The organism is Actinomadura pelletieri DSM 43383 (assembly GCF_003634705.1).
Lineage (GTDB): Bacteria > Actinomycetota > Actinomycetes > Streptosporangiales > Streptosporangiaceae > Spirillospora > Spirillospora pelletieri.
On sequence record NZ_RBWU01000001.1, the window covers coordinates 981,342 to 996,148 of the forward strand.

Here is a 14,807-nt window from a genome sequence, read left to right on the forward strand (position 1 = left end):
CGGCTCCCTGCATGGTCAGAACAGCGTCCTCGGACGCACGGCGTTGGCCCGTCTCACCATCGTGTGCCGGTGCGCCGAACCGTCGGCGAGCTTGGCGAGGACGCGATAGGTCTCCTCCAGCTTCGCGCGCAGGGACGGCTCGTCAAGGCGGGTGCCGAGGACCCGCTGCCGTATCCCGGCGGGCAGCGTCCGCCCGGCGCGGACCCACGACAGCGCCGCCGCCAACACCTCGGCGGTGAACGCGGCCCTCCGTTCGGTGTCGAGTCGCAGGGACGACAGCCGCCTGCCCGCCTCCACCAGCGCGGGCGCGTCCAGCTCGCCGGGGCGACGGCCGCGCACGGCGACGGCGACGGCCGCGAGCTGCGCGGCGAGATAGTGGCTGGACACCCGCGGCACCGAGTCGAGGACGCGCAGGGCGGAGCGCCGGTCGTCGACCGCGAGCCGGGTGCGGGCCAGGCCGAACGCGGCGCTCACATGCGTCGGGTCGGTGCGCCACACGAGCTGGTAGTAACGGTCGGCCTCCGGCAGGGCGCCCGTCAGCTCGTGGCAGAAGGCGAGGGCCAACTTGGGCGCCTGCTCGCCCGGCGCGAGGTCGTACAGGTCGTTGAAGACGGCCGCGGCGTCCCCGCCGCGCCCGTCCGCGAGGGCTCGGACGCCGCGATACCAGTCGACGCGCCAGTCGTCGGGGTCCTCGACGGCGAGTTCCTCCAGAAGCCGGTGCGCGGCGCCGAGATCGTCCAGCTCGATCCTGGCGCGGACCAGCGCCAGCCTGACCTCCCGGGACGCGACCGGCGCCGCGCTGAGCGCCGCCGCCAGGTCCCCCGGGTCGCGGGCGGTGAGCCCGGCGAGGAACGCGGCCGCCGGGTCCGCGCCGGACACCAGCGGCACCGGCAGCGCCGCCGCGGCCGCCGCGGGTTCCAACGGCACCAGGATCGGCGCGGTCGCGGCATCGGCGCCGTCCGGCTCGACGATCTCGGCGCCGGCCGTGTTCTGTTCGGGGCCGAACAGCGGCGACGGCGCGGGCCGCGGACGTCCGTCCTCGGTCGACAGCACCTCCCGCAGGACGCCGGTGAGCTGCTCGGCCATCTCGGCGGCGCTCTGGAACCGGCGGGCCGGATCCGGGTGCGTGGCGCGGCGCAGCAGCCGGTGGTACGACTCGTGCCGCTGGAACAGCGGCACCTCCTCCTTGGGCGGAAGGCTGCGCAGATGCCGCCGGGTGTACCCGCGGAAGGGAAAGCTCAGGACCGCGAGCGTCCGGCCCACGGTGTACAGGTCGGACGTGACCGACGGCCCCCGGGAGCCGATCTCCGGGGCCTGGTAGCCGGGCGTGCCGAAGATCGGACTGTCGACGTCGAACGCCCGCCGCACCCCACCGAGGTCGATCAGCTTGAGCTGCTCCTCCGACTGGATCGCGTTGTCGGGCTTGAAGTCGCAGTACAGCAGCCCGACACCATGCAGGTACCCGAGCGCGCTGAGCACCTCAAGGCCATACGCGATCACCTGACCAAGGGGCAGGGACGTGTCGTCACCATGCTCGGCACGGTGACTCAGCAGGATGTCCTTGAGCGACCGCCCGCCGACGTACTCCATCACGATGTACCCGGAGTCGCCGTGCCGGACGAAGTTATAGATCTTGACGATGTTCGGATGCTCGACCTCGGCGAGGAACGCCCGCTCGGCCGTCGCCGCCACCAGCGAGTCGGCGTCTCCCGTGTCGAGCAGCCCCTTGAGGACGACCCACCGCTCGCTGACGTTGTGGTCGCGGGCCAGGTACACCCACCCCATGCCGCCGTGCGCCAGACAACCGAGCACCTCGTACTGGCCGCCCAGCATCTCCCCCGGCCGGAGCTTCGGCGTGAACGAGAACGGATGCCCGCAGTTACGGCAGAACCCCTCGGTGCGTCCGGGCCGCCCGCCCCGGCTACGCCCGACCCGCTCGTCGCACCGGCTACAGAACCGCCGGCTCTCCGGCACCTCCGGCTTCTCCATGATCGCCGAAGCGGGATCACGACTCGGCACGGGCGGCACCTCGACCAGCCCGGCCCCGAGCATTCCGCGCCTCGCCGACCCGCTGTTACCCGACCCGCGCGACCCGCCACGCGACGCCGTCCGCCCCGTCCCGACACTCCGCGCCGCACTGCCGTCCCGTCCCCCCGCCCACGAACCCGGCGTGGAGGACGCCGATGGCTCGGACGGCGCAGTCGGAATCGACGCCGCCGGGCCGGACGGGCTTGCCATCGTCCCCGAAGGCGGCGTGAACGACCCCGCCTGCCGAGCCGCCGATGAAGCCGCACCGGGCTCTATCACCGAAGGGGACGCACTCGATGGCACACCCTCGGAACCGTCCCCACCCAGCAACGACCGCACAGCCCCGGCACGCCCAGCCTGCGGCAACACCTGGTCCTGCCCACCCTGCCCGCCTTGCTCAGCCTGCCCCGCCTGCGCACCCTGCCCGACTGGTTCGGCCTGCGCGCCCTGTGTGGCCTGTGCGGCTTGCGTGAGCTGCGCACCATCTGCGCCCTGCGTGTCCGCGCCCTGCGCGCCCTGACCGGCCAGGCCGCAGATGTTGCAGAAGCCGTCCGGTTCGATCTCGCCCGTGCAGCCCGGTTGGGCGCATCGGTTCATCGCCGGGTCCTCGTCTCGTTCTCGCACACTCTCAGAGCCCGCTGGAACTCCGCGAGCATCGTGGTGGCCTGCCGCAGGTCGCAGGGCGCCGTCCACAGGACGTCATGGGCCTGGTCGTACAGCTTGGCGAGCCGTTCGTCCTCGACCACGCCCAGCCGCGCGGCCTTGGCCCGGTACGCCTCCAGGCGTCCCCGCAACTCGCCTCGCCGGTCGAGCAGACCGGCACTGAGACGCAGGTCACCGCGGACCCGTTCCAGGGCCTCGTCGGCGGCGCGCTCCAGTTCGGCGAAACGGCCCGCCATCTCGACCCAGCGGCCCGCCTCGCGGAGTCGTTCCAGGGCGGCGAGGCGGTCGCGGAGCGCGGTGCCGAGGCCCCGGGACGGTGCGGGCAGGTTCGGTGTGTGGATCTTGGTCAGGACCGTCGCATGGGCTTCGCGGGCACGCCGCTCGGTGCGCTCGATCTCCTCGATGGACGCCATGACGCGGGCGACGAGTTCGTCGTACTCGTCCCGCATCCGGGCGACGCCCGCCAGTTCGTCGCCCAGCGAGGTCAGGGCGGCGCGGACGCGGTTGAGCCGGGTCGTGTCGGGACGGCCGTCCCGGACGAGCGACAGCGGGTCGGTGCGGATGACCCGGCCGAGCGAGGTCAGTTCGCGGCCGACGCGGTCCAGTTCGGGGTGGCGTGTGCCGTCCAGGGAGTGCGCCAGTCGAGCCGTCTCCCGCCAGCACCCCTCGACCTCCTCCAGGGGGAGCAACAGCGCCGTCCAGGCCGCGTCGGCGGCGGCGATCTCTCCCGCGACGAACTCGTAGGTGTCCGACATCATCGCGACGGCCTCGTCCAGCGTCACCCGTCGTTCGCTCGGGCCGAGAAGCGTGCGGTTCTGGAGGGGGATCTCCCCGTCGGGAAGCTCGACCGACCGGCCCGCGAGCAGGCCGGAGAGTTCGATGAGCGTGGCGGCGTCCGGGCGGGACGTCCGTTCCCGCAGCTCCGTCGCGGTGTCCAGGACGTTCTGGTAGGCGTCGAACAGGGCCCACAGCGTCGTCATCCTGGACTTCGCGTCCTCCCAGCGGCGCCATGTCTCCCCGGTGAGCCTGGCGCCCTCCAGCAGGCGGCTGCCCTCGTGCCCGTCGAGGTCGAGAAGTGACGCCGAGATGCGGTCGCGGTCTTCGCGGAGCCTGCGCAGGGCATGGTCGATGCCCTCCCGGCTCATGGGCGCGGCGGCCCCTGCCCCGCTTTGATCCAACGTCAGCCCCGCGATCGCTGTCCGACCATCCCCCCGAGCATGTCCTGAAACGGGCGGTCTGGGAGCACGGACCGGCCCAGTATCGGACGTACGCTCCCTTATAAGTGTGATCCGTGACACTGAACGAAGACAAGCGTCCCGAGAAACCGAGTTGATCTCACCTTCGGGGGAACGCGCCCCGCGCCACCGCGGGCCCGCGCCCGTACCCTGTGCCTGGGGAACCTCGTCGTCCCAGGTGACGTTACGAGTGTTAGCAGCGATACGAGAGGAGTGGTGAGTCCGCGGTGTCGGACCCCAGTCATAGACCCGGTGCCACATGGTGAGCGCGGTACTGGGTGTTCTGGCGGTGTTCGTTCTGACCGCCGCCACCGGTTATTTCGTCGCTCAGGAGTTCGCCTACGTCGCCGCCGACCGCGCGACGCTCCAGCAGGCCGCCGACCGCGGTGACGCGTCCGCCCGGCGTGCCGTCAAGGTCATCGGCAGACTGTCGTTCATGTTGTCGGGCGCGCAGCTCGGCATCACGATGACGACCCTGGTCGTCGGATTCATCGCCAAACCCGCTCTCGCGGAGCTGATCCGGCCACTGCTCGAGGTCGTGGGCGTGCCGACCGGCGCGACCGGGGCGATCGCCCTCGCCACCGGGTTCGTCCTGGCGACGCTCGTCCAGATGGTGCTCGGGGAGCTGTTCCCGAAGAACCTCGCGCTCGCCCGCGCCGAGTCGCTGGCGCGTGCGCTGTCCGCGTCCACCCTCCTGTACCTGACGGTGGCGGGGCCGCTGATCCGGCTGTTCGACCGCGCGGCGGAACGGCTGCTCCGCGCGGTGGGGGTCGAGCCCGTCGAGGAGCTGCACGGCGGCGCGACCCTCGAAGAACTCGGCGACATCATCGGCAAGTCGCACAGCTCCGGGCATCTGCCCGCCGACCTGTCCGGCCTGCTGGAGCGGGCCGTGTCGTTCGGCGACCTCACGGCCGACGAGGTCATGGTGCCCCGGCCCCAGGTCAGGACCCTGCCCGCCACCGCACCCGTCGCCGACCTCGTCGCGTTGATCAGGGAGACCGGGCACAGCGCGTATCCCGTCTACGGGGAGGACACCGACGACGTCATCGGGGTCGCGGGCGTCCGCGAGGTCGCCGACGACGCGCTCGACCAGACCACCCCGATCGGCCGGGTCGCGCGGCCCGCGCTGCTCGTCCCCGGCAGCCAGCCGCTGTACGGGGTCATCGAGCGCATGCGCGACTCCGGTGAGGAGTTCGCCTGCGTCGTGGACGAGTACGGCGGCCTCGCCGGGATCCTCACCTTCGAGGACGTCGCCGAGGAACTCGTCGGGGAGATCGCCGACGAGACCGACCAAGAGGACACGCCGACGTCCGGGCCCGACGGGTCCTGGCTCGTCGACGCGGGCCTGCGCATCGACGAGGTCGGCCGTCTCACCGGCCTCGACCTGCCGGAAGGCGACGCCTACGACACCCTCGGCGGGCTCGTCATGGCGGGGCTGCGCCGACTGCCGCGCCCGGGTGACCGCCTCACCGTCGACCTGGACGCCGGGCCCGTCGACCTGGAGGTCGTCAGCGTGGCCCGCCGGGTCGCCGAGAAAATCATGATCAGGGCGGCGTCGGCCGGGGAGCGGGCGCCCCGCCAGGTGCCCGCCCAGGCCGCCTCCGGTGACGGGACGGGGGAGACGTCATGGACCCGCTGACCACGCTGCTGATCACCGTCCTGCTGCTGGTCGGCAACGGGTTCTTCGTGGCGGCCGAGTTCGCGCTGGTCGCCGCCAACCGGCCGCAGCTCGAACGGGCCGCCGCGAAGGGGAGCCGTCCCGCCGTGGCCGCCGTCGCCGGCGTCCGCGAACTGTCGCTGATGCTCGCGGGCGCGCAGTTCGGCATCACGATGTGCTCACTGGGCCTCGCGATCGTGACCGAACCGGCGTTCGAGCACTTCCTCGAACCGCCGCTGCACGCGCTCGGCGTCCCGGAGGCCGGGGCGAAGGCCGTCGCGTTCGGCTGCGCCCTCGCCGTCGTCACGTTCCTGCACATGGTCATCGGGGAGATGGCGCCGAAGTCGTGGGCGATCGCGCATCCGGAACGTTCGGCGCTGATCCTCGCCCTGCCGTTCCGCGCGTTCGCGAAGGTGTCCCGGCCGATCCTGTCGGCGCTGAACGAGACGACCAACGCGCTGCTGCGGCTCTTCCGCGTCACCCCGAAGGACGAACTGGACGACCACACCGACCCGGCGCGGCTCAGCCACCTGGTCGGCGAGTCGCGGCGCCTCGGCCTCATCGGCCGCCGCGACCATGAACTGCTCCGCCGCGCGATCTCCGCCCGGGAGGCCACGGTCGGCGACCTCGTCGTGCCCGCCACGTCCGTCACCACGATCGGCGCGGACGCGACCGCCGCGCAGATCAGACGGACCGCGACCGCCAGCGGCCACAACCGGCTGCTGGTCCGCGACGGCGACGGCGCGATGACGGGGATCGTCCACGTCCGGGCGGCCATCACCGAACCGGACGGGGACCGCCGCGCCGGTGAACTGGCCCACCCGGCGCCCGTCCTCACGGCGGAGACGACCGTTTTGGACGCCGTCAGCCGAATGCGTCGCGCCCGCGCCCAGCTGGCCGTGGTGAACGGCGCGGGCGACGAGTTCACGGGCATCGTCACCCTGGACGATCTTCTGGCGGAGCTACTGGCCACAAACCCGCATTGACAAAGCCCGCTTATTTGCGGCAATGGCGCAATTGTCGAGGTGCTGCAACGGACTTTTCGGGTCATTGTTATAAATATGAGCGGACACGGGCATGGTCATGGTCGGTCGTTCCGAGGTCGGGTCTCGCACGTCCTGAAGCCCCACTCGCATGAGGCGGCCGACAAGGTGGACTCGGCGATGGAGGCCAGCGCGCAGGGCATGCGCGCCCTGTGGATCTCCCTTGCCGGTCTGGGCGCCACCACCGTCCTCCAGGCGGTGGTCGTCGCGTTCACCGGCTCGGTGGCGCTGCTGGGCGACACGCTCCACAACGCCGCCGACGCCCTCACCGCCGTCCCGCTGGGCATCGCGTTCATCCTCGGCAGGCGCCCGCCGACCCGCCGCTACACCTACGGGTACGGACGGGCCGAGGACCTCGCGGGCGTCGTCATCGTCCTCGCCATCGCCGCCTCCGCCGCGGCGGCCGGATACGCTGCCGTCCAGCGACTCGCCCATCCACAGCCTGTGGAGCACGTGGCCGCCGTGGCGGGCGCCGCCCTCGTCGGCTTCGTCGGCAACGAACTCGTCGCCCGCTACCGCATCCGCGTGGGCCGCCGCATCGGCTCCGCCGCCCTCGTCGCCGACGGCATGCACGCCCGCACGGACGGTTTCGCGTCCCTGGCCGTCCTGTTGGGCGCGGGCGGCATCGCCCTCGGCGCCCCCTGGGCCGACCCCGTCGTCGGCCTCCTGATCACCTTCGCGATCCTGACCGTCCTGTGGCAGACGGCCCGCGAGGTCTGGCGCCGTCTGATGGACGCCGTCGACCCCGCCCTGGTCGACCGTGCCGAGGCCGCCCTGTCCGCCACCCCGGGCGTCCTCGCCGTCGGCGACGTCCGCCTCCGCTGGATCGGCCACCGCCTCCGCGCCGAATGCGACGTGGTCGTCGACCCCGCGTCCACCGTCATCCGCGCCCACCAGATCGCCGTCGACGCCGAACACAGCCTGCTGCACGCCCTGCCCCGCCTGTCGGGCGCCCTCGTCCACCCCGACCCCGAAGCCCGCGACGGTGAAGATCACCACGCGGCCCTGGCCGGTCACCGCTGAGCCCTGACCTGTGAGACGTTAGTCCCGGGCCGAAGGGGATATACGGCCCCGGGGCGGTCGATCTGGGACGGGATGACGTCGGTGAAACAGCCAGCAGAGAACAAGGGACCGAACGAACACTCGCAGCCTCCTGAACGCGGGCGGCCCGAGCATGTCCCAGACTCCGAGCAACCCACCGTCACCGTCCCACTCCCCGGCCGGGAAGCACCGGAGGGGACGAGCGCGGAAACCGTCCCTGACCCTGCGGTCGTCGAAGCCGCGGCCGCCAAGGCCGCCACCGGGGCACCCGAGGCCGACTCAGCGAACGCCTCGGCCACCGAAGGCACCACCGCAGACCTTGGTCCTGCGTTCTCCTCGAACGCCCCCGACGAAGCCGCGTCAGGTGTCGAGGCCGTGACCGAGGCACCCGTTGACGACGCGACGAACACTTCGCCCGCCGAAGGCGTGACCGCAGAACCCGAATCCGCCCCCTCCTCGAACGCCACCGACGAGGCCGTGTCGGATGCCGAAGGCGCGACCGAAGGGCCAGTGGACGACCGGGCACATGCCTCAGCCGCCGAAGGCGCTGCCGAGGAGTCTCGCCCTGCACCCTCTTCAAACGCCGCCGGCGAGGCCGCGCCCGGAGACGAAGCCGCGGCTGAGGCACCCGTGGACGACTGGGCACACGCCTCCGCCACCGAAGGCGCCGCCGCAGGCCTTGGGCCCGCGCCCTCCCTGGACGCCCCCGAGGAGGGCGTGTCGGGTGCCACAGGTGCGGCTGAGGTGCCCGTGGACGACTGGGCGCACGCCTCTGGCGAAGGCGCCACCGCAGGCCTCGAGCCCGATCCCTCCTCGAACGCCCCCGACGAGGTCGCGTCTGGGGACGAAGGCGCGGCTGAGGCGCTTGTGGACGACGCGGTGGACGTCTCGGCCGCCGAAGGCGCCACGGCAGACCCTGGGCCTGCGCCCGCCTCGGACGCTTCCGGGGAGGACGTGTCGGGGGTCGAAGGCGCGGTGGTCGATGCGCGGTCGGAGTTCGGCACCATGCCCATCCCCACGGTCGGGGGGACGCCGCCGCTCGGGACGGAGGCCGTCCAGGAGGAGTGGGGCGGACGTGAGCTGGTCGAAGGCGTGTACGGCCCACTGTCGGAGTTCTATGAGGCCCTCGACGCACGGCTCAGGGAGGTGCCCGAAGATGTGCCGCCGGTCGGGTGGGCGCCGCACATCGCCGCCCTGCGGGCCCTGCGCGAGGAGCGGGTCACGGGGGACTGGGAGGTCCTGGCCCGATTCCTGGCGGCACCCGGCTCGCTGGACGAATCGGAACATCTCCGTCTCGTCCAGACCGGGGACGTCGACGACGTCGTCCGCGAAACCGTCAAGGAGGTCGCGGCGGCCGACGGGCGGGCGCTGCTGATCGCGCCGACACCGGAACGGGCCGCCGACCTGCTGCGGACGCTGGAGGACGACCCCGAGGTCTTCTCCCTGATGATCGAGACGCAGCCCGCCACGGCGGAGTCGCCCTCCGTGGAGACGCAGGCCCTGCCGCCCGTGACCGACGAGGTCGCCGAACCGGAGCCCGTCCGGGAGTTCGGAGCGAACGGCACGGTCGAGTTCAAGCCCCTGGTCGGGCAGCCCACCGACGACGTGGACGACACCCCCGCGGTCACGCGGGTCGAGCCGCTCCCCGCGATGCCCATGGCGGAGCCCGCCGTCCCGGAGGAGGGGCCGTCGGCACCGGAGACGCGGGTACGGTCGGCGGCGCTGCGGCCCATCGGGGAGGCGTGGCGGCTCTCGTGGGAGACGGAGACGCGGCTGCTGCGGCGCGGTCTGATGTGGCTGGAGCAGTGGCCACGGGACGCGGCCACCCTACGCGCCGTCGAGGCCGAGAACCTGCGGCGACGCGAGGCCCTGGCTGCGGAGCGGACGGCGCTCGCCGCGACGATCGAGGAGTCCCGAAACGCGGCCACCGCCGCCGAGAACGCCGCCGTCGAGGCCGAGACGGAGGCGGAACGGCTTGCCGCCGTCCAGACGGAGGCCGAGACGGAGCTGGAAGGCCCACGCGCGGAAGCGGAACGACTCCGAGCCATAGCAGAAGAGGCGGCGGCCGAGGCGAACGCGCTGACCCGAACCGCCGACGCCGCCTACGCCCGGTGCGTCCAACTCGACGAGCGCGCCAGAACAGCACAAACAGAGTTGCAGGAAGCACGCCAGACAGAAGCGTCCCTGAAGGACGAACTGACGCGCGCACAAGAGGCCCTGCCCGCAGCCGCCGAGGAGGCGCACCGGCTGGCCGCAGCAGACGCGGACGCGGCAGCGGAAGGCCACGCCGCCTACTACCGCCTCGTCTCAGCGGAGTCGGCACTGTCGGCACTGCGCCGGAAGATGACACTCGGACAGCGCCTGCACGTGGCGTCGCCGCCATCGGAGCTGCGGTCCCTGCGCGCCGAGGTCAAGGCCCGCACGCGGGAGGCGGACGAGGCCGCCAAGCAGGCGAGGGAGGCCAAGGACGCCGCCGAGCACGCGGAGCGGGTGCGGCGCGGCCTCGCGTCGTTCGTGTCCGAGGGCGGGGCGCGGCTGCAACAGGCGCAGGAGGCCCAGCGGCGCCTCGGCACGGAGCTGACCTGGCTGGCGACGGAGCGGGAGACCGCGACCGCCGAACACCAGAAACAAGCCCGACTGGCCTCGACAGCAGTGGAAAAGGCGACCCAGGAGGCGACCCAGGCACGCCTCGCGCAACAGACCGCCCAGGCCATCGAGGACCGGATCAACGCGGCCCGGACGTCCCGCGAAGCGGCCCTGTCCACGGCACGGCAGGCCAGGTCGGACGCCGAAGCGGCCACGGCCCGCGCGGCGGAGACCGCGGTGGCGCTGGAACGGCACGACGCCGCCGCCACGGAGGCGCTGTCCGCCATGGAGGACGACCTGGAGACGGCCCGGCGGACGGAGGCCCGCTCGCGGGAGAACGTCCTGGAGATCTGCGGGACCGACCCCACCACAGCCCCGGAGGCCGTCGCCGACCACCAGCGCCGGGCCATGGCCCGTATCGAGGAGCTCACCGCCTACACCGCCGGTAAGCGCTCCGCCGGGGGCGACGTCCTGCTCCGCACCGCCGACCTGGTCGTCGGGACCCCGACCGGGGTGGGGCTCACCGTCCGCGACGAGGAGTTCGACACCTTGATCGTCGCTGATGCCTGCGCGGTCACGGACGCGGAGTTCCTCATCGGCGCCGTCCGGTCCCGCGCCTGGGTCCTGGTGAGCGCGCCGGGGTCCCGTCCGCCGGACTACCGTGAATACGTCGACGCGCCCACCGGCAGGCTGGAGGCGAGCCCGTTCGAACGCGCCGCGACGGCCGCGCCCAGTCTCCTGGACGTCCGCTGACCGTCAGTCCTTGTCGTCCTTGTCAGGGACGACAAGGTGGAGCAGCCAGCCGACCACACCGACGACGATGGCGCCCCAAAACGCGGGCCAGAACCCGGTGACATGGAACGGCAGGTCGAGTTCCCCGGCGAGTTCGCTGGTGAGCCAGAGCAGCAGCGCGTTCACCACGAGCCCGATCAGGCCGAGCGTGAGCACGTAGAACGCGCACCCGAGCGTCTTGATGAGCGGCTTGATGATGGTGTTGACGAGGCCGAAGATGGCGGCGACGGCGACCAGCGTGAGGGCGCGACGGCCGGCCGTGTCACCGTCCACCGAAATACCGTCGATCACCACGGTGGCCACCCAGAGGGCGACCGCGGTGATGCCCACCTTGAAAAGAATCCGCACACCACGATCATGCGTGACACGGACGGGTGCCGTCATCCCTCCGCACGGCGATTACGGGGAACGTCCCGTCATCACCCAGAACGAGCGAACGAACCGATCGACCTCATTCCTTACGGTCGAAGAACGGGGAACTGGCCGCCACCTGCGAGCGCGGCCCCACCCGCGTGCCCTGGGCGGCGGCGGGCGCCCCACGCCGCGACTGCCGTCCCCGGCTGGACGAGCCGCCCCCCGACCCGTCGGCCTGGGCGGCGGCCTGGCGGACGCGGGCGAGTTCGCGTTGCAGGCGGCGCTTCTCCATCTCCAGGGTGGTCAGTGACTCCTCATGCTCCTCACGCAGGTCGCGCAGGTCCCGACGGGTGCGCACCAGACGCACCGTGCCGATGACCCCGAGCGCCATGCCGGCGATGAATACCACGGCCGTGACGGCCCCGGCGAGGAATACCTGCCACAGTTCGTCCACGCCGGGCACGGTCTGACCGAAGGCGACGAGGCTCGTGGACCCAGTGTTTCCGAGGATGACGCCCACCACGGCGGCGATCGCGGCCACCACCAGCAGGGAACCGAGGAACACCATGGAAGATCTCCTCTGCGTTGAGCTCCGGAGAAGACGGAGGATCTACACCATGCCAGACCGGACGTGATCGAGTCTTACGCGTCAGATAAATCCTCGTTTGGTATTACAAGTCGGCTATCAGGGCCTGCTATGCGCGCGGTTCCGTTTCGATCGCACCGGGTAGTGATCGTGGCCAGGGTAGGACGCGCCGAAAAAGCTCCGCGGAGGATCCCATGCCCGTACAAGCGATCGTGTTCGACCTGGACGGCGTCCTCATCGATTCCGAACCCGTGTGGGAGGACGTCCGCCGCGGCTACGTCGCCGACCACGACGGACGCTGGCTCCCCGACACACAGGAACGGCTCATGGGCATGAGCACCGAGGAATGGGCCGGATACATCGCCACCGAACTCGTCGACGGCGTCTCGGCCGAGGAAGTCGCCTACGAGGTGATCGACCGGATGTCCCAGCGCTACGAGGGAGGGCCGCCGGTACTCCCTGGAGCTGATTCGGTCGTCCGCCGTCTTGCGGAGTACCGCCCGCTCGGACTGTCCAGCTCGTCCCCGCGCGCCCTCATCGACCTGGTACTAGGCCAACTCCGCCTGGACGCACTCTTCCGCGCCACCGTGTCGACCGAAGAGGTAGACCGCGGCAAACCCGCCCCGGACGGATACCTGACCGTGGCCGCACGGCTGGAGGTGCCCGCCCCCGCCTGCGTCGCCATCGAGGACTCCGGCAACGGCGTCCGCGCAGCCCACGCCGCCGGCATGCCGGTGATCGCCGTCCCCCGCCCCACACATCCACCGGCCCCCGACGCACTGGCCCTCGCGGCCCACGTCGCGGACGACCTGAACGAGATCACGCCAGAGCTGGTGGAGGTTATCCACAAGTGAGGATTCTCCGGGGCGGGCGTCGGCGGCGGCTCCTACTATGGGCCGGTGACTTCCCCTGAGAACCCGGAGACGCTCGACGTCCTGCGGCGCGTGTTCGGCTACGACGCGTTCCGGGACGGCCAGCGGGAGATCATCGACCACGTGTCGGCGGGCGGCGACGCGCTCGTCCTGATGCCCACCGGCGGCGGGAAGTCACTCTGCTACCAGATTCCGGCGCTCGTCCGAAAAGGCACCGGAATCGTCATCTCCCCGCTCATCGCCCTCATGCAAGACCAGGTGGACGCGCTGCGCACCCTAGGCGTCCAGGCGGGCTTCCTCAACTCCACCCAGGACCTCGACGAACGCCGCGTCGTCGAGGCGCAGTTCGTGGCGGGCGAACTCGACCTGCTCTACCTGGCCCCCGAACGCCTCCGCCTCCCCGCGACCGTCGACCTCCTCGACCGCGCGAACGTGTCCCTGTTCGCGATCGACGAGGCCCACTGCGTCTCGCAATGGGGCCACGACTTCCGCCCCGACTACCTGATGCTGTCCGGCCTCCACGAACGCTGGCCGGACGTCCCCCGCATCGCCCTGACCGCCACCGCCACCGAGGCCACCCGCCACGAAATAGCAACACGCCTCAACCTCGACGCCGCCGCCCCGAACACCCGCCATTTCGTCGCCAGCTTCGACCGCCCGAACATCCAATACCGGATCGAGCCGAAGACCGAAGCCAAACGCCAACTCCTGCGCCTCCTCCAGACCGAACACAAGGGCGACGCCGGAATCGTCTACTGCCTCTCCCGCAACTCCGTCGAGAAGCACGCCGCGTTCCTCACCGAGAACGGCATCGAGGCCCTCCCCTACCACGCCGGCCTGGACGCCCAGACACGCGCCACCAACCAGGCCCGTTTCCTCCGCGAGGACGGCCTCGTCATCGTCGCGACCATCGCGTTCGGCATGGGCATCGACAAACCCGACGTCCGCTTCGTCGCACACCTCGACCTGCCGAAATCCGTCGAGGGCTACTACCAGGAGACCGGCCGAGCCGGACGCGACGGCCTCCCGTCCACCGCCTGGCTCGCCTACGGCCTCCAGGACGTCGTCAACCTACGCAAAATGATCGACGGCGGCGAGGGCGACGCCGCGTTCCGCCGCCGCCAGGCCCAACACCTCGACGCGATGCTCGCCCTCTGCGAGACCGTCGAATGCCGCCGCGTCCACCTGCTGAACTACTTCGGCCAGTCCGGCGACCCCTGCGGCAACTGCGACACCTGCCTGACCCCACCCGAATCCTGGGACGCGACCGTCGCCGCCCAGAAGGTCCTCTCCGTCATCGTGCGCCTAGACCGCGAACGCCGCCAGAAATTCGGCGCCGGACACATCATCGACATCCTGCTCGGCAAGAAGAGCGCGAAGGTCATCCAGTTCGACCACGACTCCCTGAAATCCTTCGGCGTCGGCACCGAACTCCGCGAGGTCGAATGGCGCGCCGTCGTCCGCCAGCTGCTCGCCCAAGGCCTGATCGCCGTCGAGAGCAACCACGGCACCCTCCTCCAAACCGAGGCGAGCGCCGACGTCCTCCGCGGCCAACGCAAGGTCATGATGCGCCGCGAACCAGACCGCCCCACCCCCAAGCCCACAAAGACCGCCAAGGACCGCAAGCCCCCCATCGACCTCTCCGCCGAGGCGACCCCCATCTTCGAACGCCTCCGCACCTGGCGCGCCACCACCGCAAAGGAACAGGGCGTCCCCGCCTACGTCATCTTCCACGACGCCACCCTCCGCGAAATCGCGACCGCCCTCCCGTCCACCCTCACCGAACTCTCCCAAATCAACGGCATAGGCGAAAACAAACTAGCCAAATACGGCGAAGCCGTCCTAAAAACCCTAACCGAATAAACCCCACGTGCGATAAACGAAAACCCGCAACAACTGGCCCCTGCGCCCCCGCACCTCCTCCTCAGCACCACTCGACCTCCACGACCA

At 71.3% G+C, this 14,807-nt stretch carries 10 protein-coding genes; 6 read left to right on the top strand and 4 right to left on the bottom strand.

Annotated elements, in window-relative coordinates:
• Positions 1-15: 15 nt before the first annotated feature.
• Together BZB76_RS04510 and BZB76_RS04515 are read right to left on the bottom strand one after the other, a co-directional pair.
• Positions 16-2,052, bottom strand: a complete 2,037-nt coding sequence (locus BZB76_RS04510; RefSeq protein WP_420534759.1) for a serine/threonine-protein kinase — start codon at positions 2,050-2,052, stop codon at positions 16-18.
• Positions 2,053-2,621: 569 nt separating this feature from the next.
• Entirely contained in the window at positions 2,622-3,836 is a 1,215-nt protein-coding gene (locus tag BZB76_RS04515; protein WP_121432979.1) for a hypothetical protein, read from the bottom strand.
• 349 nt (positions 3,837-4,185) lie between these two features.
• Here BZB76_RS04515 and BZB76_RS04520 point away from each other — a divergent pair, with 349 nt between their 5' ends.
• The 4 genes from BZB76_RS04520 to BZB76_RS04535 all read left to right on the top strand — a co-directional run bounded on the left by BZB76_RS04520 (position 4,186) and on the right by BZB76_RS04535 (position 11,006).
• Entirely contained in the window at positions 4,186-5,565 is a 1,380-nt protein-coding gene (locus BZB76_RS04520; RefSeq protein WP_121432980.1) for a hemolysin family protein, read from the top strand.
• Positions 5,553-6,569: a hemolysin family protein gene (locus BZB76_RS04525; protein WP_121432981.1), complete on the top strand. Its 1,017-nt coding sequence runs from the start codon at positions 5,553-5,555 to the stop codon at positions 6,567-6,569. The genes BZB76_RS04520 and BZB76_RS04525 overlap by 13 nt, the downstream gene beginning before the upstream one ends.
• 177 nt (positions 6,570-6,746) lie before the next feature.
• Positions 6,747-7,649, top strand: a complete 903-nt coding sequence (locus BZB76_RS04530; protein WP_246006749.1) for a cation diffusion facilitator family transporter — start codon at positions 6,747-6,749, stop codon at positions 7,647-7,649.
• A 972-nt stretch (positions 7,650-8,621) separates the two neighbouring features.
• The gene (locus BZB76_RS04535) at positions 8,622-11,006 is read left to right on the top strand and encodes a coiled-coil domain-containing protein (protein WP_170180504.1); all 2,385 of its coding nucleotides are present in this window, start codon (positions 8,622-8,624) and stop codon (positions 11,004-11,006) included.
• 3 nt (positions 11,007-11,009) lie between these two features.
• Here the strand turns inward: BZB76_RS04535 and BZB76_RS04540 are convergent, their stop codons facing one another.
• Both BZB76_RS04540 and BZB76_RS04545 read right to left on the bottom strand, forming a co-directional pair.
• Positions 11,010-11,393: a phage holin family protein gene (locus tag BZB76_RS04540; protein ID WP_121432984.1), complete on the bottom strand. Its 384-nt coding sequence runs from the start codon at positions 11,391-11,393 to the stop codon at positions 11,010-11,012.
• 103 nt (positions 11,394-11,496) lie between these two features.
• A complete protein-coding gene (locus BZB76_RS04545) occupies positions 11,497-11,967 on the bottom strand; it encodes a hypothetical protein (protein WP_211342824.1) in 471 nt (156 codons plus the stop codon).
• Between the two features lie 212 nt (positions 11,968-12,179).
• Here BZB76_RS04545 and BZB76_RS04550 point away from each other — a divergent pair, with 212 nt between their 5' ends.
• Both BZB76_RS04550 and recQ read left to right on the top strand, forming a co-directional pair.
• Positions 12,180-12,839 (top strand): HAD family hydrolase, encoded by a 660-nt coding sequence (locus BZB76_RS04550; RefSeq protein WP_121432985.1) that lies wholly within the window; start codon positions 12,180-12,182, stop codon positions 12,837-12,839.
• Positions 12,840-12,884: 45 nt separating this feature from the next.
• A complete protein-coding gene (recQ, locus tag BZB76_RS04555; RefSeq protein ID WP_121432986.1) occupies positions 12,885-14,720 on the top strand; it encodes a DNA helicase RecQ in 1,836 nt (611 codons plus the stop codon).
• Positions 14,721-14,807: the final 87 nt, after the last annotated feature.